The organism is Massilia sp. H6 (assembly GCF_024802625.1).
Taxonomy (GTDB): Bacteria; Pseudomonadota; Gammaproteobacteria; order Burkholderiales; family Burkholderiaceae_D; genus Telluria.
The window spans coordinates 4,227,516-4,251,345 of sequence record NZ_CP103371.1 but is presented as its reverse complement, the minus strand read 5'-3'; the positions used below and the strand labels follow the sequence as shown (position 1 = coordinate 4,251,345).

Annotated in this window: 26 protein-coding genes; 8 read left to right on the top strand and 18 right to left on the bottom strand. The window is 60.2% G+C overall.

Annotated features, from left to right (window positions below; translation table 11 throughout):
- Nucleotides 1–367 precede the first annotated feature (367 nt).
- The 5 genes from rpmH (at nucleotide 368) to mnmE (ending at nucleotide 4,331) form a co-directional block, all read left to right on the top strand.
- Nucleotides 368–502 carry a 50S ribosomal protein L34 gene (gene rpmH / locus NRS07_RS19085; RefSeq protein ID WP_040378179.1) on the top strand — a complete coding sequence of 45 codons (135 nt, stop codon included), beginning with the start codon at nucleotides 368–370 and terminating at the stop codon, nucleotides 500–502.
- A gap of 31 nt (nucleotides 503–533) precedes the next feature.
- Complete coding sequence (gene rnpA, locus NRS07_RS19080; protein ID WP_259209787.1) at nucleotides 534–935, top strand: ribonuclease P protein component; 402 nt, start codon at nucleotides 534–536, stop codon at nucleotides 933–935.
- Nucleotides 932–1,201 (top strand): membrane protein insertion efficiency factor YidD, encoded by a 270-nt coding sequence (gene yidD, locus NRS07_RS19075; RefSeq protein ID WP_259209785.1) that lies wholly within the window; start codon nucleotides 932–934, stop codon nucleotides 1,199–1,201. Before rnpA ends, yidD begins: the two co-directional genes overlap by 4 nt.
- Nucleotides 1,202–1,211: 10 nt before the next feature.
- Entirely contained in the window at nucleotides 1,212–2,876 is a 1,665-nt protein-coding gene (gene yidC, locus NRS07_RS19070; protein ID WP_259209782.1) for a membrane protein insertase YidC, read from the top strand.
- Nucleotides 2,877–2,954: 78 nt separating this feature from the next.
- Entirely contained in the window at nucleotides 2,955–4,331 is a 1,377-nt protein-coding gene (mnmE, locus tag NRS07_RS19065) for a tRNA uridine-5-carboxymethylaminomethyl(34) synthesis GTPase MnmE (RefSeq protein WP_259209780.1), read from the top strand.
- A 36-nt stretch (nucleotides 4,332–4,367) separates the two neighbouring features.
- Here mnmE and NRS07_RS19060 read toward each other — a convergent pair whose 3' ends face one another.
- From NRS07_RS19060 to NRS07_RS19040, 5 genes are all read right to left on the bottom strand, one after another.
- On the bottom strand, nucleotides 4,368–5,699 hold the full coding sequence (locus NRS07_RS19060) for a hypothetical protein (protein ID WP_259209778.1): 1,332 nt from the start codon (nucleotides 5,697–5,699) through the stop codon (nucleotides 4,368–4,370).
- A gap of 104 nt (nucleotides 5,700–5,803) precedes the next feature.
- A complete protein-coding gene (locus NRS07_RS19055; RefSeq protein ID WP_259209776.1) occupies nucleotides 5,804–6,106 on the bottom strand; it encodes a DCL family protein in 303 nt (100 codons plus the stop codon).
- 60 nt (nucleotides 6,107–6,166) lie between these two features.
- Nucleotides 6,167–8,101, bottom strand: coding sequence for an AAA family ATPase (locus NRS07_RS19050; protein WP_259209772.1), 1,935 nt, complete (start codon nucleotides 8,099–8,101; stop codon nucleotides 6,167–6,169).
- Nucleotides 8,088–8,600, bottom strand: coding sequence for an ABC-three component system middle component 5 (locus tag NRS07_RS19045; protein WP_259209770.1), 513 nt, complete (start codon nucleotides 8,598–8,600; stop codon nucleotides 8,088–8,090). Before NRS07_RS19045 ends, NRS07_RS19050 begins: the two co-directional genes overlap by 14 nt.
- Nucleotides 8,594–9,148 (bottom strand): ABC-three component system protein, encoded by a 555-nt coding sequence (locus tag NRS07_RS19040; RefSeq protein ID WP_259209768.1) that lies wholly within the window; start codon nucleotides 9,146–9,148, stop codon nucleotides 8,594–8,596. The genes NRS07_RS19045 and NRS07_RS19040 overlap by 7 nt, the downstream gene beginning before the upstream one ends.
- A gap of 943 nt (nucleotides 9,149–10,091) precedes the next feature.
- On the opposite strand from NRS07_RS19040, the gene NRS07_RS19035 reads away from it, so the two are divergent.
- Together NRS07_RS19035 and NRS07_RS19030 are read left to right on the top strand one after the other, a co-directional pair.
- Entirely contained in the window at nucleotides 10,092–10,667 is a 576-nt protein-coding gene (locus tag NRS07_RS19035; protein WP_259209765.1) for a DUF1439 domain-containing protein, read from the top strand.
- Nucleotides 10,668–10,914: 247 nt separating this feature from the next.
- On the top strand, nucleotides 10,915–11,154 hold the full coding sequence (locus NRS07_RS19030; RefSeq protein ID WP_259209764.1) for a hypothetical protein: 240 nt from the start codon (nucleotides 10,915–10,917) through the stop codon (nucleotides 11,152–11,154).
- On the opposite strand, the gene NRS07_RS19025 is transcribed toward NRS07_RS19030, so the two are convergent.
- Together NRS07_RS19025 and NRS07_RS19020 are read right to left on the bottom strand one after the other, a co-directional pair.
- A complete protein-coding gene (locus tag NRS07_RS19025; protein ID WP_259209762.1) occupies nucleotides 11,144–11,773 on the bottom strand; it encodes an Hpt domain-containing protein in 630 nt (209 codons plus the stop codon). The two genes, NRS07_RS19030 and NRS07_RS19025, sit on opposite strands and share 11 nt — an antisense overlap.
- A gap of 29 nt (nucleotides 11,774–11,802) precedes the next feature.
- Nucleotides 11,803–12,774: a CAP domain-containing protein gene (locus NRS07_RS19020; RefSeq protein WP_259209759.1), complete on the bottom strand. Its 972-nt coding sequence runs from the start codon at nucleotides 12,772–12,774 to the stop codon at nucleotides 11,803–11,805.
- Nucleotides 12,775–12,913: 139 nt separating this feature from the next.
- Between NRS07_RS19020 and pssA the strand changes: the two genes are divergently transcribed.
- Nucleotides 12,914–13,693, top strand: a complete 780-nt coding sequence (gene pssA, locus NRS07_RS19015) for a CDP-diacylglycerol--serine O-phosphatidyltransferase (RefSeq protein WP_259209756.1) — start codon at nucleotides 12,914–12,916, stop codon at nucleotides 13,691–13,693.
- 48 nt (nucleotides 13,694–13,741) lie between these two features.
- On the opposite strand, the gene NRS07_RS19010 is transcribed toward pssA, so the two are convergent.
- From NRS07_RS19010 to NRS07_RS18960, 11 genes are all read right to left on the bottom strand, one after another.
- On the bottom strand, nucleotides 13,742–14,059 hold the full coding sequence (locus NRS07_RS19010) for a metal-sensitive transcriptional regulator (protein ID WP_259209755.1): 318 nt from the start codon (nucleotides 14,057–14,059) through the stop codon (nucleotides 13,742–13,744).
- Nucleotides 14,060–14,066: 7 nt separating this feature from the next.
- Nucleotides 14,067–14,993 carry an aldo/keto reductase family oxidoreductase gene (locus NRS07_RS19005; protein ID WP_259209753.1) on the bottom strand — a complete coding sequence of 309 codons (927 nt, stop codon included), beginning with the start codon at nucleotides 14,991–14,993 and terminating at the stop codon, nucleotides 14,067–14,069.
- Nucleotides 14,994–15,141: 148 nt separating this feature from the next.
- Entirely contained in the window at nucleotides 15,142–16,287 is a 1,146-nt protein-coding gene (locus NRS07_RS19000) for a D-alanyl-D-alanine carboxypeptidase family protein (RefSeq protein WP_259209751.1), read from the bottom strand.
- An 88-nt stretch (nucleotides 16,288–16,375) separates the two neighbouring features.
- Nucleotides 16,376–17,005 carry an alpha/beta hydrolase gene (locus tag NRS07_RS18995; protein WP_259209749.1) on the bottom strand — a complete coding sequence of 210 codons (630 nt, stop codon included), beginning with the start codon at nucleotides 17,003–17,005 and terminating at the stop codon, nucleotides 16,376–16,378.
- A 31-nt stretch (nucleotides 17,006–17,036) separates the two neighbouring features.
- Nucleotides 17,037–17,363 carry a ferredoxin gene (locus NRS07_RS18990; RefSeq protein ID WP_259209747.1) on the bottom strand — a complete coding sequence of 109 codons (327 nt, stop codon included), beginning with the start codon at nucleotides 17,361–17,363 and terminating at the stop codon, nucleotides 17,037–17,039.
- A gap of 68 nt (nucleotides 17,364–17,431) precedes the next feature.
- Nucleotides 17,432–18,604 carry a VanZ family protein gene (locus tag NRS07_RS18985; RefSeq protein ID WP_259209746.1) on the bottom strand — a complete coding sequence of 391 codons (1,173 nt, stop codon included), beginning with the start codon at nucleotides 18,602–18,604 and terminating at the stop codon, nucleotides 17,432–17,434.
- Nucleotides 18,601–19,224, bottom strand: coding sequence for an ABC-type transport auxiliary lipoprotein family protein (locus NRS07_RS18980; RefSeq protein WP_307729907.1), 624 nt, complete (start codon nucleotides 19,222–19,224; stop codon nucleotides 18,601–18,603). Before NRS07_RS18980 ends, NRS07_RS18985 begins: the two co-directional genes overlap by 4 nt.
- A gap of 8 nt (nucleotides 19,225–19,232) precedes the next feature.
- A complete protein-coding gene (locus NRS07_RS18975; protein WP_259209739.1) occupies nucleotides 19,233–20,180 on the bottom strand; it encodes an MlaD family protein in 948 nt (315 codons plus the stop codon).
- A gap of 2 nt (nucleotides 20,181–20,182) precedes the next feature.
- Nucleotides 20,183–21,040, bottom strand: a complete 858-nt coding sequence (locus tag NRS07_RS18970) for an ABC transporter ATP-binding protein (RefSeq protein WP_259209736.1) — start codon at nucleotides 21,038–21,040, stop codon at nucleotides 20,183–20,185.
- Complete coding sequence (locus NRS07_RS18965; RefSeq protein WP_259209735.1) at nucleotides 21,040–22,185, bottom strand: ABC transporter permease; 1,146 nt, start codon at nucleotides 22,183–22,185, stop codon at nucleotides 21,040–21,042. Before NRS07_RS18965 ends, NRS07_RS18970 begins: the two co-directional genes overlap by 1 nt.
- A gap of 51 nt (nucleotides 22,186–22,236) precedes the next feature.
- On the bottom strand, nucleotides 22,237–23,733 hold the full coding sequence (locus NRS07_RS18960) for a B12-binding domain-containing radical SAM protein (protein WP_259209733.1): 1,497 nt from the start codon (nucleotides 23,731–23,733) through the stop codon (nucleotides 22,237–22,239).
- Between the last annotated feature and the right edge of the window lie 97 nt (nucleotides 23,734–23,830).

Sequence of the window (23,830 nt, the reverse complement as noted above, 5' to 3'; positions counted from 1 at the left end):
ACTTCGCTTATTGATACGTAACACGCTATTTTACCTGTCCCAGCCGAAGTTATCCACAGGTTGCGCCCACTATTTTCAACCGGCGCTGCTGTTTTACGGGCACCAAAGGAAGCGCGAGAGGCTAGTGCCGGAACTCTTCGGGAAACAACAGCCTCCTTGACAGTTGCACCGGAAATCGAGTCTAATTCAGGGTTCCCCGTCCGAGTGCCCCATCAAACTGACATTGTCAGCGCGACGCAGCCCGGGCGACTTGAGTATTTGCTGTGGCGTGACGCTGGCTTAACAACTGCGAACTGTCATTGGCGACGAATCCTGACACGACGTCAGACCCGATTTTGCACTTTCTTTTGCTTTAAGCGAGACCACCATGAAACGTACTTACCAACCTTCCGTCGTCCGTCGCAAGCGCACGCACGGCTTCCGTGCACGTATGGCTACCCGTGGTGGCCGTCAAGTCCTGAACGCTCGCCGCGCCAAGGGCCGCAAGCGCCTGGCTGTCTAAGCCTTTTGGCTGGCAGATCGACGCGGTCGACATGACAGGCGAAGGTTCGCACGACTTCGCGCGCGTTCGGCGTATCGTTAAAACGGATGAGTTTTCATCCGTTTTTCGTTTGCGCCCGGCGCAAAAATCCGCGCATTTCGTGCTGTATACCCGTCCGAACAGCCTGCCGCATGCGCGGCTGGGCGTCGTTGCGGCCAAGCGGTTTGCGCCGCGCGCCGTTACCCGCAATACGATCAAGCGCATCACGCGCGAGCTGTTTCGCACCAGCGAACTGCAGGCCCTCGATTGCATCGTGCGCCTGGCGCGTCCGGTCAACACCAAGGCCGGGCCGGCCACGACCGGCGCCCTGAAGGCCGAACTGCGGGTCGAACTGGCACGCCTGTTCGCATCACAGCGCCCGCGCCGGTCCAACCCGGCGCCGTCGTCGCCATGAAGACGCTGCTGGTCTGCCTGCTGCGCGGCTACCAGCTGCTGCTGTCCCCGATGCTCGGGCAGCGATGCCGTTTCTACCCGACCTGCTCCAATTACGCGATCGAAGCGCTGCGCGTGCATGGCGCCGCACGCGGCTCGCTGCTGGCCGCGCGCCGCGTGTGCCGCTGCCACCCCTGGCACGAAGGCGGCGTCGACTTAGTGCCTCCAGCCTTAGCGCCGGCGCCAGGCAAATCCCCACCAGCCGCTCGCGGTTGTAACCACTCCTGACTAGACCCAAATGGAACTCAATAAACGTACCGTCCTGTGGATCGTGTTCGCCATTTCCCTGATTGTTCTGTGGAACAACTGGATGGTGGCCAATGGCAAGCAGTCGCTGTTCTCGACCGCCCCGCCAGTCGCCCAAGTCGCGCCGCAGCAAGCCAAGCCGAACGACGTACCGGCCGCCGCCGCCACGGGCAGCGTTGCCGCTGCCCCGGGGGCGATCCCGGCCTCGCCGGTCGCGCCAGCGACCGAACGCGTCACCATCACCACCGACGTGGTGAAAGTCGATATCGACACCTTAGGGGGCGTCATCAAGCGTCTCGAGCTGCTCAAGTTCGCGGACGACACCGACAAGACCAAGAACAAGGTGCTGTTTAACGTGGGCGGCACCAACACCTACCTGGCGCAGACCGGTTTGATCGGCACCAGCGCGGCCGGCGTGCTGCCGAACCACCAGACCCCGTTCGTGGTGCGGCCTGGCGCGCGCACCCTGGGTAACAACGGCACCGTGCAGCTGGTGATGGATGCCGAGCAGGGCGGCGTGCGCTTGACCAAGACCTTCACCTTCCGCAAGGGCGACTACACCATCGGCGTGCGCCATGACGTGACCAACCTGTCGGGCGCACCGGTACAGCCGTCGCTCTACCTGCAGCTGCAGCACGATGGCAACAAGCCGGCCAACGATTCGTGGTTCATGTCGAGCTATACCGGCCCGACCATGTACACCGACGCCGACAAGTACCAGAAGCTGCTCTTCGAAGACATCGAAGACGGCAGCGTGCAGCACTCGACCAAGGCCGACAACGGCTGGATCGCACTCTCCCAGCACTTCTTCGTCTCGGCCTTCATCCCGGCCGACAAGGCGCCGCGCGACATCTTTACCAAGAAGATCGCGACCAACCTGTATGCGATCGGCACCGTCCAGCCACTGGGTACCGTAGCGCCGGGCGCCACGGTGTCGACCGACAGCCGCCTGTATTCGGGTCCACAGGACGAAAAAACCCTGGAAACCATCGCCCCCGGCCTGGAACTGGTCAAGGACTACGGCGTGCTGACCATCATCGCCAAGCCGATCTTCTGGGTCATGGACCATTTGTACTCGCTGCTGGGTAACTGGGGCTGGACCATCGTCGCGCTGACCGTCTTGATCAAGCTGGCCTTCTTCCCGCTGTCGGCCGCCGGCTACCGCAGCATGGCGAAAATGCGCGTGGTGACACCGAAGATGCAAGCCATCCGCGAGCGTTACAAGAGCGACCCGCAGAAGATGCAGCAGGCCACCATGGAGCTGTACAAGACCGAGAAGATCAACCCGCTAGGCGGCTGCCTGCCGATCCTGGTGCAGATGCCGGTATTCTTCGCCCTGTACTGGGTGCTGCAATCGTCGGTCGAAATGCGCGGCGCGCCGTGGATCCTGTGGATCCAGGACCTGACCCAGCCCGATCCGCTGTACATCCTGCCGGTGATCTACGCGGTGTCGATGTTCATCACCACCAAGCTGAACCCGCAACCGGCCGACCCGGTGCAGGCCAAGATGATGCTGTTCATGCCACTGGCATTCTCGGTGATCTTCTTCTTCTTCCCATCGGGACTGGTGCTGTACTGGGTGGTCAACAACATCCTGTCGATCGCGCAGCAGTGGGTGATTACCAAGAAGTACGAGAACGCGCCGGCTACCAAGTAAGCCCAAATAAGCGGTTTGCATTCTGATAAAGCCCGCGCTCGAAGCGCGGGCTTTTTTCATTCATTTACAATCTCCACCATGAAACTCGACACCTGCCCCATCGCCGCCATCGCCACCGCCCCCGGCCGCGGCGGCATCGGCGTCGTGCGCGCCTCCGGCAAATCGCTGGCCGCCCTGATCGACGCCCTGTTCCCCGGCCTGACACTGGCGCCGCGCCACGCCACCTATACTTCCTTCAAGGCTGCCAATGGCGAGATCATCGACCAGGGCCTGGCGCTGCACTTCAAGGGACCGCATTCCTATACCGGCGAAGACGTCCTCGAGCTGCAGGGCCATGGCGGTCCGGTCGTGCTGCAGATGCTGCTGGCACGCGTGTTGGAGGCCGGCAGTGCGCTCGGGCTGCGGCTGGCCGAACCCGGCGAATTCACCCGCCGCGCTTTCTTGAACGACAAGCTCGACCTGGCCCAGGCCGAGGCAGTGGCCGACCTGATCGACGCCTCTACCGAGGCGGCAGCAAAATCGGCATCGCAGTCGCTGTCGGGCGTGTTTTCGCAGGTCGTGCACAAGCTGGTGGACCAGACCACCAACTTGCGCATGCTGGTCGAAGCTACGCTCGACTTTCCAGAAGAAGAGATCGACTTTCTGGAGAAATCGAATGCGCGCGGCCAGCTCGCCACCATCATCGACTCGCTGGAAAACGTGTTTCGCCAGGCGGCGCAAGGTGCGCTGCTGCGTGAAGGCCTGAACGTGGTGCTGGTGGGCCAGCCGAATGTCGGTAAATCGTCGCTGTTGAACGCGCTGGCGGGCGCCGACGTGGCGATCGTCACGCCGATTGCCGGCACCACGCGCGACAAGGTGACCGAGACCATCCAGATCGAAGGCATCCCGCTCAATATCATCGACACCGCCGGCATCCGTACCGACGAGGGGATCGATGTCGTCGAGCGCATCGGCATCGAGCGCACCTGGGGAGAAGTCGGCAAGGCAGACGTGATCCTGCACCTGCTCGACGCCAGCCGCGGCCCGAGCGCCGAAGACGAAGCCATCGTCGCCGCTTTCCCGCAAGGCGTGCCGGTGGTGCGCATCTGGAACAAGATCGACCTGTCGGGCCACCAGCCGTCGATCGACGTGGCGCGTGACGCCGTGCACCTGTATCTGTCGGCCAACGAAGGGCTGGGCATCGACCTGCTGCGCACCGAACTGCTGCGCATCGCCGGCTGGCAGCAGACCGGCGAATCGCTCTACCTGGCGCGCGAACGCCACCTGATCGCCCTGCGCGCGGCGCGCGAACACCTCGACCTGGCGCGCCAGCATGCGGCGCAAGACGACCAGTCGCTCGACCTGTTCGCCGAAGAACTGCGCCTGGCGCAGGAGCAGTTATCGAGCATCACCGGCCAGTTCACGCCGGACGATCTGCTGGGGGTGATCTTTAGCCGATTCTGTATCGGAAAATAGGTTGTCGCCAATGTGAAGTAACGGCGCTATGGGCCCCTATTCTGTACCGGCCCATCGACTGCCGGGTTGTGCGATACGTCCCGTCTTCGCTTCTTCGCACTGCCGCAATAGTTTGATCTTTTCAATCATTGGTAGATCGTCAAAGTCAGGGACATCGGCCCCTATAATTTTGACAGGGCCATTGCTCGTTATTATATAGCCGCCATCACCATTGACTTCAAATAGCTGGAATGAACTGCCGCACGAATTGCAATAAAGCTCCGTCGTCGCATGTGGAGGAACCCATGTTTTTGTCCTCCCACACATACACGTAAGCGGAACTGAAGCCGGTGAACCAATCAGCCCAGTTTTAACGAAGAAATAGTATTTCGAATTGCGACTAAAAACGGCTTCAGAGAGTGCTTTGGTGGCAAGGTATAACGACGTAGAAAATTCTTCTGCTTCGGAATTAAGCATTAGTTTTTTCAAGCTTTTGACCAGACTCGGAATGTATATGGAAACTAGCGCCTTGCATGCAGTTTCGAGCACTTCATACTTCAACTCACTAAAATTCTCAGTGCTTGGTAGATATGGACCATCATCGTCGCCAAAAATTACTTCTGCGCCTGGTGATGAGGTGAAGAACGTCGATATATAGCCGATGTGAGTGAATTCCGAAGAAAATTTGAATAAGTTCTTCAAATCATCAGGTAAGTCTAGGTCTGTCGGTAGGCCAACCTCCGAAAAAAGAAAGTCAACTTTCTGAGCAAACGTAGTGTGATTGCATTCGGTGATATGAGACTTTGCCCAGTCTTTAAATTTTAAGGTTCCAAACTCGTTCAGTGCACTTTCCACTTCCGGGTTAAACAATGCATGGGCCAGCGACTTCGTCGCGTACTTGCTAAAACTGTTGAGTGAAACGAGGACGTGATAATTGAATGACTTCGGATCGAGAAGACATAGCTGATAGGAGTCCGAAACGATGCTGTCTATGTACTGCCGGGTAGCAGTAACTAGATTGTTGTAGTCATCGAAACCTCGTGAAAGCGCTGATACGTTTTGTACAGTGATGTGCGCTCGGTCATCTGGCGTCGTAAGGGCTGACAGCTTATCAAAGACTGAAAAACTGTTCAGTTGAAGTCGGCTGACTATCGGAACGAAGGCGTTCAGGTCAGTGCCGGATTTGAACTGGGGTGTTAGAAGGGAATCGTTCTTGAGAGCAGACTCTATTGCTCCGTGGATGACTCGCAACGTACCGATGGCGTTCGAGAAAGATTTATTCAAGAATGCTATGTTGCTACAGAGAACTCGATAGTTACTCAGAGCTGCGGAGTTCTGACGCTGAGTCAGGTTTGACGAAATCTTTTTCAGAACATCAATCGCGTTCATAGCAATCCCCATTCCCCTTAATCGCTATTAAATGAACTATCTTAATAGAATTATTCGAGCCCGGAAGCCGGCTGAGAAGCCTGTTAACGGAAAAATTTCCAGTTCTATTTGCGATTCTTGACGCACTCGGTCCAACTGATATTGTCGTTGGTGCCGTCACTCTTATGGATTTGAAAACCGACAGTGCCTTTCTCCTGGGCAAGCACTTGGATTCTGTCCACTCCAGGAGAAATCTTCTCTGGATATGACGGATGGCTTTCGAAAAGCGAAAGACAGAACGCGCAATCTTCAACTGTCAGGAAGTCGCCGATTGCATATTTTTCAACGAGCGACCGAATGTAAGCCGTGAGGTCGCCCTTCTTTGGGAAGACCTGGCCATTTACGTTCACGCTGATTGCTCTTCCCATATCAGTGTTCCTTTTTGTCGAATAAAAAGCCTACCCGTCAGACCGCCGCCTCCCGATGGCTCAAGATGGAAGAATGCCTGTGAGCGTGGGGCCTGCTTGTATGCCGATCGATTTTTCTTCATGGGTGAACTTCCGGCCGACGATGTATTCGCTTGTATCCAACTCCGGGCATACACTCATTGTTGTCATGATGATCTGATGAACGACTTGCGACTGCCGCGAACGGCGGGCGATAATTTTTTGGAAGTTGTAGCTGCGCTCGACTTCCATGCCGCCATCTTCGACACCGTCGAGGATCAGCAACCGAGGATAACGGAAATAAGGCAGTTCCAGCGACGACAACAAAAGCGCCAGATGAAAGCCATGGCGAAGGAACACCATCGAACTCGCTGAAAACTCACGTTGCCCATCGATTGACAACTGATTCGCACCAAAATCGATGTTGATGGAATTAGCGAACTCGAACTCATCCTGGCGAGAAAGATCATCTTTGATAATCGCCTTCAAATTGTTCGCGACGGAGAGATAGGCCGAGCTACGCCGACCTTCCTGTTCGCGGGTGACTGCTTCGATTCGCCCCTTAATCCATTCTTGTTTGGCTTCGATTTCGCCAAGCTTGTCGGTGAGCCTTTCAAGTAAATCAGCGAGTTTCTTTAATTCCAGTGCGTTCTTAATCTCCTGCTCTTTAGCGCCGATCTCCTTAGAAATTGATTGCATCAGGATATGGTCGGGTGAGCGCCAATTAGCTTGATTTCTTTTGAACTCCACTTCCAGCGACTTCAGCCGTTTTTGCGCGGCAGGGATGTCCAAGATAATCTTGTCGAGCTCTTCTAGTTGCTGGACACGGATAATCCCGGACTCCCGCAATTGCAGGGCTAACTCGTTCTTCATTCGAGCCAATTGCGAGCGTGCAGAATCCTCAGGTACATCGGATTTGCAGAGGGCGCAGGACGAATGATTTCCCTCGGGGACCTGAAGCTTTGTGAAGCAACTTGGGCAAATCGAAAAGACCGCAGTTCCAAGATAAGACTCCGCAGCAGCAGACTCTTCAAGGCTGAACATTCTCTCTTCAAGTTCTCGAAGAAAAAGTTCTGAATCGGCGATCTCAGTTTCGAGATCGCCCTTTTTTTCTTTCAGAATGGAAAGTGCCCTGTGTGCCTCGGTAAGTTTCGCACGCAGCTCGTTATCTTCCTTCGACGACGACGTTTTAGAAGCTGCACCGCTATCTATATTTTCAAGCCGGGATTGCAGGAATAAAATTTCGCTTCCCAGTGTCTGAATTTGGTTGTCTAAGAATTCCAGAGATATGTTCGTGCCCGAATTACCAAACGTGGAAAATATTGTTTTAATGCTGGTGCGAATTGCGGATGCATCCTTGTCCGCTGCGGACTCAAGCAATTTAAGGTCATACAGCTCGGTCGAGTCAATCCCTAGCAAGTAGTCGCCAACTGCTGCGCGAGTGATGCCTCGGTCGAAGCGGTCGAAGCGAAAGAGGTCAGAGGAGGGCGTCTCTTGGTCAGAATAGATCAGCCGCATAAGCTGGTGCATTGTGATATTCGACCCACCTTCGCCACGGAGCTCGGGCATTTCGAGCAGCCGGAACAGAACCTGAGAAAAACTCTCTTTCATTTCACTTCGTTTGAAAGGGAACTGCTGCCATAGCGAGGCTCCCGCACCTAGCGCATTTGGCATTGCCCCCCAAAATATTGAAAGCGGCCGCATGAGCTGGGTACTGACACCTCGTCGCAAGGTAACTACCGCATTGTTGACCGTTACTTCCAAGTAAATTTCATCGCAAAATTGGGCGATTTGGTTGAAGCTGATGCCTTCGGAGCCAAGCGCATACGCGATAAATCGAATAGCAGTGGTCTTGCCCGAACTATTTTCGCCAGTGATTATGTTGAGCCCGGCGTGAAATGGAATGTCCATAACCGACCGGCCGTCTTTTATCACCACCAAACGATTGACGAGGATGGTCGGCTTAAGCAATGTCATATCGGTGTTCTATAAGGTTGGAGCGATGTTTGAGTCCGTTTTCACCCGTGGCTGGAATTGCGAGAAAGTCCGAAAGCAGGAATTTTCCAATCGCCGTTTGCCGTACATGAAAGCGTTGGGCGGCCGACGCTAGCTCGTTGGGGATGGGGAGTTTTGTGAGTTCAATGGTCCCTTTTTGAAGCGCCACATCTTGAATAATGTTGGACGCGACAAGTCCACTAAGTGCCGCAAAAAAGATTGGGCGCATGCGTTCGAACACAGCGCGATTACCGTTGGCGTGTCGATAAGGGTTTTCGGTCTCCTTCACTGCCGCGCGTAAGGGCTTGAACTCCGCCGGGAACTTGAAGTTGGCCATTTTATACGGGTAGGTTAAGAAGTAGTCTGTAATCCGGGCGGCGTCGACCGTTAGCTCTGCTCCACGCGCAGTCGCCGATATCGCGATCGCCAATATCCTGACGGCCGTGTGGTAAGGGTCCAAGGCCGGATCATAGATCAGCATGCATCCCACCTAATATAGCAGTTGCCGGCCAAAAAGTAGACCAAGCCTTGAATGTCCATTTTGTCCAAATTTAACGGATTCGATTCGAGCATGCTAAGCGCAGGTGCGATAGCCTTTTCTAACATCGCGGTGTCGATCGTCGCTCGTGAGGCTCCGTCCTGAACTAGAGGAAGAACCGTTTGTTCAAAATTCACCACAATCTCGGCCATCAAGAACGTGTAGATGGTCTGAGCCGACTTCGAGCTTTGTTGGCGCAAGATAGCTTTATAGGCCGACTGCTTTTTGACAAGTGCGTCTTTGATCAGATAGTCGCGCCCGGAGGCCTTAAGCTTTGCTTCCAATCCCCGCACATCCGAGTTGGTTTGATTCGACAGAAAATGTTCGAGCTTTTCAGTCCAGGCCATCAGTGTCTGATCAGCAAGCGTTTCCGCGAGATACTGCTCGACGAGTTTGGTCATGGCGGTCGGTTCGCGCGCCGCGTGATAGGTCTTAACGACATCCCTGCCGGCTGCGTCGCCGCCAATCGTGTTGTTTTTGACTGTGGTCATCAAACTCGACATCTGAGCTTAGTTCTTTGTGATGTCGCGACCAGCAATGTCACCACCCGCAGTGTTGCCTTTGACAGTGGTGCTATTTTTCGACCTGTCGACAATTACCTTGATTGTCCAACCAGCGAGCAGGCCCCCTAAGAAACTCAAGATCTGTGGCAAATACTGCATGAATACCTCCAAATGTTGTGTGACAGTGCCACATTATCGCCGTTCCAAACAAGTTCATGGAGGAATTTGTAGTTTGTTCATTGTGTTATGCAATGCAGGTTTGTGTCGCCGGTGTGCCAAGGCACTCTAGAAAACGGTCGAGGTGCGGCGTTAGGGGCCTTAGCTTCTCGGCTTCCATGATTCGCCTAGTCTCAGCGAAGCTGTGGACGACTCAACCTATCGGTGTGGGACGGGAAAACGTGGCAAATCTTTGGAACAGTGCTCTATACAGTGCCGCCTAGCTGCATCCTCTTGGGTATAATAAGGATTGAAGCCATACCCCCAATGTCGTCAGGGCACCACCCTTCACAGCTCATTGCCGGTTAAGTTACTCTGGCCGTAAGGACTTGCTGCGACGACGGCTCGTCGCAGAGTAGGGCGATCAGCGAAAGCCCCTGTGCTATCGAAAGAATCGAGTAGCTCCGTACTTCCATCCAAGTCCCGTATTCCCTCCTCTGCAATACCGCCGACATAAAGCTGTATGCAGCAGTGTCTGCACGGCTGGCGCTGGTTGCTGCGTACCTGCTATTAGGGCGGAAAACCGTGGACGGACTGAGCCATTAGTACACAAGTTAGTACACAGAATCCGGTGGTGTTAGCGAAGCGCACGTCAGCAGTGGCTCTACGGCTTGTCACAAGCTTCTGTATCGAAATAGCCGCGCAGCCCTATCGTCACCGCTCCGTCCGCGCTGCCATGCTAGGCTAGCCGAACAGTCTGGACAGGAGAACATGCATGGCGATTACCCAGGGTTTCAAGCGGCAACGGCGTCTGATGGGGGCAGGATTGGCATTGGCCGCCTGCACGCTGCTGTCTTCTTGCGCCAGCCTCAGCGGCCCGCGCAAGGTCGAGCTGCCGCTTTACAAGCTGCAGGCCGGCCTCGAGCGCCGCTTCCCGGTCGATAACCGGCTGATGCGGATGTTCGACATTCGCCTGTCGCGCCCGATGCTGTCGATCCAGCCGGAGCGCGACCGTGTCGCGCTGGCGCTGGACGCCTCGGTGTCGCCGCCGTTCGCGCGCGATACCTGGCGCGGCAGCCTGGCATTTTCGGGCCGCCTGTATGTCGACCCCGGCCGGGCTGCGGTGATGATGGCCGAGCCGCGCGTCGACCGGCTGGTGCTGGGCGCGAATCCAGAGGCAGAGCGCCAGCTCACGCGCATGGCCAATTCCCTGATCGACACGGTAGTGCGCGATATGCCGGTGTATGCCTTCGACGTGGACGAGCTGCGCTATGCGGGGGTGCAGTTTATCCCGACCCGCATCGAAACCACACGCACCGGCTTGTTGGTGACGCTGGAGCCGGCAAAGTAGCGCTTACGCCACACACCCATCGATGCGCCTTTCGGCCGATGAACAATACGCTATTATTTTCGCGTGCTGCGCAGCAGGTCGTGGGAGATGTGTTGCATGCATGCCGAATTAACATGCAGCCACCATCCGGAGATTGCACTGCAAACACCTTCGGCGCACACTGAGTTGGCTTGTACTGTCCGGACAGATTCCAGCCACAGTCGGCACTTGAGGTTTCTCATTGGCATGATGTTCCGCTCAAGTAATCTTGATTGAACTTCAGTCTGTTGCAGGGGGGATCGTGGAAACGACACAGGAAAGTTGTCCAGACAACGGGCTGGCGGCCGAGCCAGCGCTGGCCGTGGTGGCGGCGTCCCTGCCGGCACGATTGAGCTTGCCTGCAAAGGGATCATGCTGGTATTGCGAAAAGCCGCTCGACAGCGTGCGCCGGTTCTGTGGCAAAAGCTGCGCGGATGCGTTCGACGAAGAAGCGGAATTCACCCGCTAGTGAGCAGGTCACGCCCGGCGTGCGCATCCGGGCGCAGCAGCTGCAGCGCCTTGTCGAAATCGAAGGCCGCCATCGCCGCCTGCAGTTCCGCCGCGCGCTTCATGCCCAGCACGATACGCAGGCCGGCAAATTGATCTTCAACGAAATCTTGCGCGGCGCTGTCGCCGGTGTCGAGCAGCTCGCACAGGTGCGTCATGTCCGCCTCGGCGAACACCCGCGTGGCAACGGCCTGCGCCAGTTCCGCAGGCTGCTCCAGCAACAGGTCCAGTTCTGCCATGACACGCTCGAGTTCCCTGCCCAGGCAGGCGAGCAATTGCGGATCCACGCCCGAGCCCGCGCGCATGCCGTGTTCAACCTGGTGGGCCAGCTGACGCAGGCGGCGCGCCTCGATCATCGCGGCAGCCCCCTTGAGCGTATGGGCCAGGCGCTGGGCCAGCAACAAGTCGCCGGCGGCGAGCGCATCATGCAAGCCCAGCACCATGCCGCGGTAATCCAGGTGGAACCGGGTGAGCACGCGCAGGTACATCGCCTGGTCGCCCATCAGGCGGGCCAGCCCGGCGCGGTAGTCCAGGGCTGAGTCTTCGACGCTTGTCTGGGCCCCGTCGGGCGTGCCAGGCATGTCCGTGCCGGCGGGAGAAAAAAGCGTGCTCACCGTGTCGTGAACGACCAGTCCCGGGTAACCGGGGTGCCGTCGACTGTGCCGCTGAAACTGGCCTCGTAGGTGGTGCCGGACCTGAGCGGCGCCAGCGGAACGATGGCGACGGCAGTGCGCTTGGATGCGTCACCCAAGGGGTTCACGACTTGCACCTGCAGGTTGGCGCCGCCGCGCGGACGCACGGTAAATGCCTGCATCGACACCGTCGCATCGATGTTGGCATGCACGCTGATCGGGTATCCCACTTCGTTGATGTTGGCCACCGGGTCTGGTTCCTCGCTGTCGCTCATGAAATTCGGCGTCACGCCGGTCTGGCCGCTGAACGGCCAGGTGACGAAGGCGTTGGCGCCGATGCCAGGACCAAAGTCGCCGCGGGTCGCAAAATTGGCGGTGAAGTAATTGTAACGGTTCGCCGAGGTAGCTGCACCAGTACCGATCTCGCGGAACTTGGGCTCGAATATCACGAAGCGGTGGTAGATCGCGGTGATCAGTTCTTCGGCCATGAAAAACCCATTGCCGTTGCTGGTTCCCGAAATGACTTCGCCAAACGCAAAGCCGTTGGCGGGAATGGTGTAGCCAGCCGCGTTGAGCCGATCGCGCAGGGTAGTGCCGGTAAAGCCGGGCTTGCCCGCGACCTGCTCGTGGCTCATCAGGTTATTGGTGCGCTGGTATTCGGAGTGGCCAAGCGCGGCATTGTTGATCTGCGCATTTTCAAGCACGACCGGCATGCCGGCCTGGGCGCGGCGGTAGTTGATCCAGTTGCGGCCATCAACGGCAATGTTGTTGGTCTGCGCCGGCGCGCTCGCGTCGGGGGAAGGGCCGGTGCCAGGGACGGGTAGGACGGCCAGGGGCGGCGCTGCCACGGCCGCACCGCCGCCACCGCCACCGCATGCGCCCAGGCCGGCGGCCATGAGGGCGGCCGCGATAGCGGAGATTAGGGGACGCCAGCGAGGCATATAGCTCATATAGCAACTCCTGTCAATACAGCGATTCATGCGACATTCTAGAGGAAAACCGCAAGCGCGCGCGTGAAGCTTGTCATGCAGCGCCAGCTTATTTCACTGCCTGTAGAATGTGACATTCAACCTATTGTCGGGCAGTCAATTGAAGCCATCAAATCAGCAGCGCCTTGCGCGTGCCAAGTTCGCCCTGCCCAGTCTCGTGACGCTGCTGTCGATCGCCTGCGGCTTCGGCAGCATCGTCATCTCGGTCGACAATGCCCACATAGGCAACCCCGATGACTACCGCCTGGCGGCGATCCTGCTGGTGCTGGCCGGCGTGTTCGATGCGCTTGACGGCTTTGTGGCACGCGCCACCAATACCCAGTCCAGCTTTGGCATGCAGCTCGATTCGATCGCCGACGTCATGAACTTCGGCTGCGCGCCCGGCCTGCTGCTGTACTGCTACGGGTTCGCGCAAATGAGCGAGGCGCACCCGACCCTGGTGCGCATGGGTGGCTTGGCCTGTTTCATCTTCGTTACCTGCGGCGCACTGCGCCTGGCGCGCTTTAACGTCAGCGCCGGCCGCACCGATCCGCGTTATTTCGTCGGCATGCCGATCACCGCCGGCGCGGCCTGCGTGGCCTCGGTGGTGGTGGCCTGGCCCGATCCGCTCATCACGATGGCGCAATGCTTCGCATTGATGGCGCTGATGGTGGGTGTCGGTACGCTGATGGTGTCGACCATCCGTTTTCCCAGCTCCAAGCACCCGAGCGGCAAGGTCATGCTGGTGCTGGTGGCGGTGTGCGCGGTACTGCTGGCGGTGCTGCAGACGCGCTTCTTCGTGCTGTTCTTCTTGCTGTATATCTGTGCGACGCTGCTGCTCAATATCGCGTGGCAGACCGGATGGCGCGGCGTGGCGCCGCCAAAGGTCTACCAGGATTAAACCCGGGGCGGGCGGCGTCGCCGTCCACCTGGCGCGATCGATGGGCCGTTACGCAAACCGGTCGAGCATCGCGGCAAGGTGCGCGGCGCTGGCCCGTGCTTCATCGACATCGGACGCATTGGCAGACTGGGTCTGGATCGCCCCCGTCAGCAGCTGCACGAACGAGCGGTCGAGCGCCTTGCGTGCGGCCGCCATCTGCTGGGCCACGGCATCGACGTCCGACGGCTGCGCCGCCAGCGCAATGAGCTTTTGCACGCCGCGCAGCTGGCCCTCGATACGCGCCAGGCGGTTGAGCAGGTCTTTCTTTTGCTGCGCGCTGAGCGCCGTGCCGTCGATGATCTTGAGCTGCCCTTCGGCCATGGCCATGTCCCTTTCAGGCTACCTCGTGTCCGCGCGCGGCGCGCAAAATGCGGAACCAGTCTTCGCGCGCCAGGCTGACAGTGGTCCCCAGCACCGCTTCGCGGATCGCTTCGATGCGCTTGGTGCCGGTCAGCGGCACCGGACGGCTAGGCAGCGCCATGATCCAGGCGAACAGCACGCTGGCGAACGGCCACCCGGTGCGGCTCGAGATCTCGTCGATCACTGCGCGCACGGCGACGGCATTGGCGTCGTCTGACGTAAACATGCGCCCACCGCCCAGCGGCGACCAGATCATGGGCGCGATGCGCATGTCTTGCAAGCCATCGAAGGTCTCATCGAACAGCGGCGCGGTGGCCATCGGCGAGAATTCGACCTGGTTGGTCGCCAGCGGCACGCGCCGGTTCAGGCACTCGAACTGGTGGCGCTTGAAATTCGACACCCCGAAGTGCCGCACCTTGCCGGCCTGTTTCAGGCGCACGAACGCTTCGGCGATCTCGTCGAAGTCCATCAGCGGGTCGGGGCGGTGGATCAGCAGCAGGTCGAGGTAGTCGGTGTGCAGCTGGCGCAGCGATTCCTCGGCCGACCCGATGATGTGGCTGGCCGTGGTGTCGTAGTGCTGGATGCCGTGCTCGGGGCGCCTGGACGACAGCAGCTTGATGCCGCACTTGCTCACCAGTTCGATGCGCTCGCGCAGCGACGGCTGGGTGCGCAGCACCTCGCCGAATGCGGTTTCGACGCCGTAATCGCCATAGATGTCGGCGTGGTCGAAGGTGGTCACGCCAAGCGCGATGCACTGTTCGACAAAGCCGATGTGCGCTTCGGGTGACATGCCCCATTCGTTCATGCGCCACATGCCTGCCACGATGCGCGACAGTTCAGGTCCGCCTTCGCGCGTGCTGATGCGCGGGCAGTGCAGGTCGGCGGAGTGTTGCTGGGTCATGGGTAAATCCTGTGAAATGAATCGTTCGATTATAGCGGCGCACAGAGCCCAGGTTCGTTGCGTCTCGGTGCCTGCGCCACAAGCGTAAAAAAACCCGCCCCGCTTTCGCTCGGACGGGCGTTGGCCTGAGCCTGAGCCTGGTAAGCGATTACTGGATCCAGAGACGCAGCGAATCCCATGCGCGGCCAAAGATGCTCGCTTCTGGCACTTCTTCCAGCGCCACCACCGGCAGCGCCAGCAGCGGCTTGCCGTCGACCGTCATCTTCAGGGTGCCGACCTTGCTGTGGCGCGCCAGTGGCGCCATCAGCGGGTCCTTGCGTTCCAAAACGGGCTTCATCTTCGCCGCCACGCCCTTGGGCACGGTCACCAGCACATCGCGGGTAAAGCCGATTTTCACCGTCGACTGCGAACCCTTCCACACCGGCGGCGTCGCCACGGTCTGGCCTTTCGAGTACAGCTTGACGGTGTCGAAGTTCTGGAAGCCCCAGTTCAGCAGCTTCTGGCTTTCCTGGGTACGCACCGAGTCCGACGTGGTACCCAGCACCACCGAGATCAGGCGGCGCTGGCCGGTGTTGCCGTTCGGGCGGCGTGCCGAGGCAATCATGCTGTAGCCCGAAGAATCGGTGTGGCCGGTCTTCATGCCGTCCACGGTCGGGTCCAGCCACAGCAGGCGGTTGCGGTTCTGCTGGGTGATCTTGTTGTAGGTGAACTGCTTGATCGAGTCGATCTTGTAGAACTGCGGGAAGTCGCGGATCACGCTTGCCGCCATCACCGCCAGGTCGAAGGCGGTCGAATAGTTGTTCGCATCCGGCAGGCCATGCGGATTGGCCCAGCGCGTGTTCTTCATGCCAAGGCGCTCGGATTCGCGGTTCATCAGCGTAACAAAGGTGCCTTCGTCGCCAGCCACGGCTTCGGCCAGCGCCACGGCGGCGTCGTTACCCGACTGAATCATCAAGCCGTGTAGCAGGTCGTTGACCGATACCGGGGTAGCCGGGTCGATGAACATCTTCGAGCTGCTGGCGTCGACTTTCCATGCGCGGGTCGAGACGTTGACCATCGTGTCCAGCGTCAGCTTCTTGTCGCGCAGTGCGCTGAAGGTCACATAGGCAGTCATGACCTTGGTGAGCGAGGCCGGTTCGATGCGCGCATTCTGGTCCTGGGCGGCGATCACCTGGCCGCTGGTGGCGTCGAGCAGCAGCCACGACTTGGCGGCGATGGACGGTGCCGGGATGGTCTGTGCAGCGGCCGAAGCCATCAGCAGGCAGGCGGCCACGGCCGCTAACAGTTTTTTCATGGGAGTATTCATTAGTAAGGTGCAAATACGCAGGCGATACTGCAAGTATTGCCTGGAAGAAGAAGCTAATTATTGCACAGGGTGGACATCAAATGTCACGCCGCCACATCTCCACGACAAGATTTTTAATATGGCCGAGCTTGCGGTGGAAGAAATGGTCGGCTCCGGGAATCACCGTCACCGGGATGTCGAGTGGGCGCGCCCAGTCGAACACTTCTTGCAGCGTGATCGTATCGTCGAGTTCGCCGTGGATCAGGATGGTATCGGCGGGGACCGGCGGCATCGGCCACTTGCCGGCTGCGGTGCCGACCAGCACCAGACGTTCGGCCGGGCGGCCCTCGGCGATCAGGCGCTGCTGGAACTGGGCCTGCACGAACGTGCCGAACGAAAAGCCGCACAGCGCCACGGGCAGGCCAGGATAGCGTTCGGTCATGTGGCGGTACATGATGTCCATGTCGTCCACTTCGCCGCGGCCGTCGTCGTGTACGCCTTCCGATTCGCCGACGCCGCGAAAGTTAAAGCGCGCGGTGGCGTAGCCGAGCGTCACGAAGGTGCGCGCCAGGGTCTGAGCCACCTTGTTTTCCATGGTGCCGCCATACAGCGGGTGCGGGTGCGCAACCAGCGCGATGCCGCGCGGCGCGGCTTCTGGCAAGTCGAGGATGCACTGCATCTTGCCGGCATGGCCGTCGAGGGTAAATTTGTGCGAGTATTTATTCATTACTGCGAATTCATTGCTTGGTATAGGGTAATCAGATTTTCAGGCGTTCCACGACCTTGCCGCCCACCAGGTGGGTGTCGATGATGTCGTCGATGTCGGCCGTGTCGACATAGGTGTACCAGGTGCCTTCGGGGTAGACCACGAGCACTGGCCCTTCCTCGCAGCGGTCGAGACAGCCGGCCTGGTTGATGCGCACCTTGCCCGGACCCTTCAGCCCGAGTTCCTTGATACGCTTCTTGGCATGCTTCTGAGCTTTTTCGGCGCCGCAGTTGCCGCAGCTACCGCGGGCATCCTTGCCCTCGCGCACATTCATGCAGAAAAAAACATGGTGCTCGTAAAAAGATTTGTCGTCGTTCATATCGGTCTCGTCCGTGGAAAGCTGGCGCCGGGCGCCAGGGCACAATCATACGGCATCAAACGCATGCGTCAGCCGGGAACCGGCGCGCGCGGCTCCTGCCGGTTGAGTTTATGGGATGGCAGCAGCAGGAACCACAGTGCGAAGAAGGGCCACAGCAAGGAGAGGAACTGGGCCGCGCCATTGAAGTTCAAGAATTTTCCCTGCACCCAGCCCTGAAGCGTGGACACGAAATACGGATTGGCAGGAATCGAGTTGAGCACAATCAGGCTCAATACCAGGCTGACCACCGCCAGCCGGCGCTGCGCCACCTGGGGCGCGAACACCAGGCCCGCCAGCATGATCACGCCAATGATGAAGCCGCCCTCGGCCCCTGGCGTGATCCACACAAATGCATTGTCTGGCCGGAATAACAGCGAGCTCGACAAGGTCTTGAACAGCAGTGCGGTCGCCACGAAGGTGAGCATCAGCATGAAGCGCGGCGCACTGCGGCGCACCAGGCACATGAAGGTCAGTACGGCGCCGGTCATGCCACAGGCCGTGATGATGGTTTCCGACAGCCAGTACTGCTCGACCGTCATGGTAGCGCCGGGGCGCAGCATGGCGACCAGGTTGATGTCGGTGTCGAACCATTTCGACAACCAGCGCGAAATGATTGGTAATACCTGGCCATGCCCGAACAGATAGCTTTGCGGGTAGATCTGCGCCAGTGGCCACAGGGCCACCAGTACCAGTCCCTGGCTGGCATACGAGGCAAACCAGCGCCGGCGCAGCTGGAACAGACGGCTGCGGTCGAGCAGTCCGGGTGCCCACCAGGCGCCGAGCAGCGCGCCGACGAAGCAGCCCCCCGCATTGGTAATGAAGTCGAGGTTCGACGGCACCCGGCTGGGCAAAAAGTTCTGCACCGCTTCCATCGTGCCCGATACCAGAACGCCCACCAGCGCCGCCAGCAGTACGGCCCACACGCCGCGGATGCGCGGATACACCGACAGCACCAGCAGCACCCCGAACGGGATGTAGCCGACGATGTTGACCGTGACGTCGAACCCGGTCCAGTAGCGCGGCTTGACCAGGTTCATGAAGGTCAGCAGCGGCAGGCCGCTGTCGCGCCAGCCGGTAAACGGATACCAGCTGGCGTAGATGATCAGTAGCAGGTAGGCCAGCAACGCCGCGCGCGCGATCGGCGAGCCGCGTCCTTCGCGCGGGCGTTCGCGCAGATCGGCGACGACGTTGGCACGGGTCATCGTTTGCGCGTGTCGAGCGTTGCCAGCCAGGCCAGGATATCGGCCGCGACGGCGTCGGTGCTGCTTGCCAGCGCGTGGGCCCCACCGGGCGCGTCGGCCGCCGCTGCAGGGGTGCTGCGCATGAAGGTGCGCTGGTCGATCAGGCGGTGGTCGTTAAACAGCGAGGCGCGCAGCACGATCTGGCCTTCGCTCTGGTTCACGCCGGTAAAGGCTTGCACGAAGTCGTCCACCTCTACCCGCAGGATCGGCACGCCGACCGAGGCGTCGGTCGCCGTCAGTACCTTCATGCCCGACTGCGCGAGGCGGGTCTTGAAGCGCTGGGTCACCATCTGCAGCGGATTGCTGCTCCAGCGGCTGTTGGCATAGGTACGGGCCTGCAGCGCGTCGGCATAGGCCAGGCGGTAGTACATGCGCTCGTTCTCGAGCGCGGCCGGGCCGGTGGCGTCCATCACGACCAGCGCCGGCATCGACGTCGGCGCGGCCGGCAGCGCCTGCTGGCTGACAGGGGCGCTCGGACCGAAGTCGTAGGTGAGGTTTTCCTGGGCGGTAGTGCTGGCGCAGCCGGCCAGCACGATTGCGGCGGCCAAGGCGGTCAGGGAGCGGAGCGGGGTGGCGGTCACGATAGTCCTCATTTGGTCGGGGGCACGAAGCCTGGTTCGCCCGGACCCGGCTGGGCGTTTGGCGCGCCGAACAGGATGCTTTGCGGGCGGTCGGACAGCGAGGTGGCGGTGCGCTTGACGGCGCGCAGCGCGCCGCGCGCTTCGTCCGTCATTTCGACGACGTGCGGCAGGGTTTCGAGCTCGAGCTCGCTGGTGGCCGATTGCAGCGAACCGATGGCGCTGTTCAGGCGCTCGATCGGGCCATCCTTGCCCTGCAGGCGCACGGCCAGCTGGTTGTAGCTTTCGGCCGTCTTGTCGACGCTGGCGGCGGCCGAGTCGAATGAGCTCAGGCTACGATCGAGCTTTTCGGTCAGCGCCGGCAGGCGGCTGAACGTCGGCTCGAGCTTCTGCGGAATAACGGCGTAGGCGTCGGCGGCCTTGCCGATGCTGTCGAAGGCGCCGATGATCCTGGCCTGGTTTTCCGGGGCCACCAGCTTGCTCAGGCTTTCGGTGATCTGCTCGGTTTTCTCGAGAATCACCAGGCCGCGCTTTTCCAGCTGGTCGAGCAGGCCTGGACGCAGCGGAATGCGCGTCGGTTGGCCTTCGCGCTGCGCCAGGCGCGGCGAGCCGGTGCGGTCGTCGTCGAGCTGGATGAAGGCGATGCCGGTCACACCCTGGTATCCGAGCGATGCGAAGGTGGTGGTGGTGATCGGTGAATCCTTGTCGACCGACAGGCGGATCAGGATCTGGCCGGTGACGCGCGGGTCGAACACGATCTCTTCGACGCGGCCCACCTCCAGGCCGCGGTAGCGTACCGTGGCCTGCGGGTTCAGGCCCGGAATCGACTGGGTGGTGACGATTTCGTAGGGCACCAGCTCGGTGCGGTCGCGATTGAACCACATCCCGGCCAGGATGGCCGCCACCAGGAGGGCGATCGTGAAGACGCCTGTCATCAGGGCATATGACCTGTTTTCCATCTTTAGTCCTCCGATTCGTTCTGGGCGTGGCGCTCTTCGAGCACTTCCAGCGCCCGCTGGCCGCGCGGGCCCAGGAAAAAGTGTTTGATGAACGGGTGCTCGACCCGCAGCACGTCGCATGAGGGTCCTACCGCAATCACGTGCTTTTCGGCCAGCACGGCAATGCGCGAAGACAGCGCGAACAGGGTGTCGAGGTCGTGGGTAACCATGACGACGGTCAGTTTCAGTTCGCGGTGCAGGGTCTGGATCAGCGCCACGAAGGCATCCGACAGGTCGGGGTCCAGGCCTGCGGTCGGCTCGTCCAGGAACAACAGCTGCGGCTCCAGCGCCAGCGCGCGCGCCAAGGCCGCACGCTTGATCATTCCGCCCGACAGGTCGGACGGCATCTTGGTGGCGTGCTCGGGGCCCAGTCCGACCATGTCCATCTTGAGCAGAACGGCGTCGCGGATCACGTCTTCGGGCAGGGCGCGCAGCTCGCGCATCGGCAGGGCGATATTGTCGAATACACTCAGCGCCGAGTACAGCGCACCCTGCTGGAACAGCATGCCCCAGTGGTTGCGCATGTGCTGCAGCTGCTCTGGCTCGGCCGCGCTGATGTCCTCGCCGAAGACTTTGACGCAGCCGGCCGAGGGCTGCTCCAGCCCCAGCATCTGGCGCAGCAGGACTGTCTTGCCGGTGCCCGAGCCGCCAACAATGCTCAGGATTTCGCCGGCATAGATGTCCAGGTTCAGGTCCTGGTGCACCACGGTGCGGCCGAAGCGCTTCCAAAGGTTGCGGATCTCGACCACCGGCGCACCGACGTCTTCTTCGGGCCGTTTGTTCAAGCGCTGCGGCGCGCGCTGGTCTTTGGCTTCGGTCATTAGAACCCCACGCCGTTGAAGACGATCGCGAACACCGCGTCCGCCAGGATCACCAGGGTGATCGCAGTGACCACCGCAGTGGTAGTGCCGCGACCCAGGCTTTCGGTATTCGGCTCGATGCGCAGGCCAAAGTGACAGGAGATCAGCGCGATCAGGATACCGAACACGCAGCCCTTGAGAAGGCCGATCGTGTAGTTCACCACCGGCACCGCGTCCGGCAGCTTTTGCAAGAAGTAGCGAAACGACATGCCCAGCTCGATCTTGGCCGACACCATGCCGCCGATCAGGGCCATGGCATCGGTCCATACCACCAGCAGCGGCATCGAGATGGCCAGCGCCAGCACTTTCGGCATGATCAGGCGGTAGCCGTGCGAGATGCCCATCACCAGCATGGCGTCGAGCTCCTCGGTCACGCGCATCACGCCCAGCTGCGCGGTGATCGACGACCCGGAGCGCCCGGCCACCAGGATCGCCGCCAGCAATGGCCCCAGCTCGCGGATGATGCTCATGCCAAGGATGTCGACCAGGTAGATATCGCCGCCGAAGGTACGCAGCTGCTGCGCCGACAGGAAGGAAAGCACGACCCCGATCAAGAAGCCGACCAGCGCCGTGATGCCCAGCGCCTGGAAGCCTGAATGGTAGATGTTGGCCGAGATTTCGCGCCATGGCCCGGTTTGTGGACGGCGGATGAAGCGCCAGATGTCCTGGGTCAGCTGGCCGATCAGCGCGATGAAGCCGCGCGCGTGTTCGAAGAACGACAGCAGGCTGGCGCCGAGGACGATCAGCCAGTTCAGCGGGCTGGTGCGATGGCGCGCCAGCTTGATGGCGCCCGCCTTCTCGATGCGATTGAACAGTTCTTCCTGGCGCGGATCGAGCGTGAGCCCGCCCGGGCGGCGCTTGCCCCAGGCGTTCCAGAACATCTGGGCCCCGATGTGATCCAGGCGCTCGATGTTGGAGAGGTCCCACTGAAGGCTATCCTTGTGCTTGAGCGCTGCCAGCGTGCGCGTGATGCCCTTGAGGACACCGCGCCGCGACAGCGTATGGACTTGCCATACGCCGCTCGCCACCACCGATTGGCTAGCGTCGCTGCGTGCATCCACATCGGAATGCCGGATAGTTAATATTGGCGCATTTTCAATCTGCATTGCACCAGTGTAAAAGAGAATCGTTATCGTTGCTACACGTTAGCAAGCGGATCAGGCGGCAAGGTGCCGAACCTGGCGCGCGGGTGCTGCCGCGACCCCCGCCACTGCCGCCGGCTTGTGCCCCTGGGTGTCGACTTTACCAGCATAGTCGCTTGCCACCAGCGCCGCCGCTTCGGCGTGCGCCATGCCGCGCACGACCAGCCACTCCTGCACCAGCTTGGCCAGCTTCTCGAGCGCGATGCGGTGGGTGGAGTCGAGGCGGGTATAGATCCAGTCGGAGAATGCCATGAAATTGTCGAACGGGGCATCGCGCAGCAATGCCCGGGTAGTGTTGGCAAAGCGCCCGGAGTTGGCGACCAGGTCCCAGTAGCGGGCAAAACGCACCAGGCGCTGCATGGTGGCGAAGTCGATCCGGTCGGTTGCCAGCACCGTGTAGGGTGGGTAGGGGTCGTAGACCATCCCGAACGGCTCGGTGTGGCGGATGATCGGCGTCCCACGCAGTCGCTTGAGGATGCCGAACTGGATCTCCTGGGCGCCCAGTCCCACCAGCTGGTCGAATCCGCGGGCGAAACTGGCCACGTCCTCGCCTGGCAGGCCGGCAATCAGGTCCACGTGCAGGTGGGTCTGCGACTGTTCGCACAGCCAGCGGATATTGTCGGCTGCCTTGGCGTTGTCCTGCCGACGACTGACCAGGGCTTGCACCTCGGGATTGAAGCTCTGGATGCCGATCTCGAACTGCAGCGCGCCGGGCGGGAACTTGGCGATCGATTCCTTGAGCGCGTCCGGCAGGTGGTCGGGGACCAGTTCGAAGTGGGCATATACCGGGTCGTTCGGTGCGGCTTCGAGCTTGTCGAGGAAGAACTGCATGATGCGCAGGCTGGTCTTGACGTTCAGGTTGAAGGTGCGGTCGACGAACTTGAACAGGCGGGCGCCGCGTGCGTACAGCGCTTCCATCTGCGCCAGGAAGCTCTCGAGCGGGAAGGGCCAGGCGGTCTTGTCGAGCGAGGACAGGCAGAATTCGCATTTGAACGGGCAGCCGCGCGAGGCTTCGACGTACAAGGTGCGGTGCGCGATGTCTTCGGTGCTGTACAGCGAGTAGGGCAGGGCGATCTCCGCCATCGGCGGTTGCACGCCGGCGTGCACCTTCATCAAGGGCCTGGGACCATCGAGAATCTCGCCGCACAGCTTGGGGAAGGTGACGTCGCCCCAGCCGGTCACCACATAGTCGGCCAGCTTGACGATCTCCTGGCCGGCGCTCTCGTATGACACCTCGGGGCCGCCAAGAATCACGGTCACATGCGGGGCCACGCGCTTGAGCATGGCTACGACGCGGGTGGTTTCTTCTACATTCCATATATAGACACCGAAACCGATGATGCGCGGTTGTGGCGCCAGCAGGCGCTCGACCAGATCGGTGGTCTTGGCGCCAATGACAAATTCGTGGATCGAGGTCTGGGCCTGGAGTGCCCCCATGTTGGCCAGCAGGTAGCGCAGCCCGAGGGAAGCATGGGTGTAGCGCGCATTGAGCGTGGAAAGCAGGATCGTCATCGCCCGCATTGTACCGAAACTGCGGACCGCTTCTTGCACCGTGGACGCAGGGCGCCAAAAAGAAAAAACCGCCGCGGCTTGCGCCGGGCGGTTTGTT